Origin of the sequence: Streptomyces griseorubiginosus, assembly GCF_017614965.1 — a bacterium.
Lineage (GTDB): Bacteria > Actinomycetota > Actinomycetes > Streptomycetales > Streptomycetaceae > Streptomyces > Streptomyces griseorubiginosus_B.
Map to the genome: position 1 here is coordinate 1 of NZ_WVUG01000729.1, position 487 is coordinate 487.

Consider the following 487-nt stretch of genomic DNA (forward strand, 5'->3'; position numbering starts at 1 on the left):
TCCTTGGCGTGTCCCTCGTGCGGGGTGGAAGTGGGGAAAAGCCGGACGCGGTGGCCGGGGGCGACCTACTCTCGAGTTGTGCCAGGCGCGTCGGGTCGGGTGCTTGTTGTGGACGACAACAAGGTCATCCGGCAGCTGATCAGGGTCAATCTCGAGCTGGAGGGGCTCGAGGTCGTGACCGCGGCCGATGGTGTCGAGTGTCTGGATCTCGTTCATGACGTGCGGCCCGATGTCGTGACCCTCGACGTCGTCATGCCGCGGCTGGACGGGCTGCGCACCGCCGCCCGCCTGCGGTCCGATCCCCGTACCCGTGATCTCCCTCTCGCCATCGTGAGCGCCTGCACCTCTTACGAGGTCGAGGCTGGGCTCGACGTCGGCGTCGACGCCTTTCTCGCCAAACCCTTCGAGCCCGCTGAACTCGTTCGGCTCGTGCAGCAGTTGATCGAGCGGAAGGGCGGCCCGCGGGGCGGGCGGAGCAGGGGAGAGG

1 protein-coding gene is annotated in these 487 nt (G+C 68.0%); it reads left to right on the plus strand.

Annotated elements, in window-relative coordinates; genetic code table 11:
- Positions 1 to 24 precede the first annotated feature (24 nt).
- The coding region (locus GRC12_RS44995; RefSeq protein WP_439959970.1) for a response regulator at positions 25 to 487 on the plus strand (463 nt) is incomplete at its 3' end.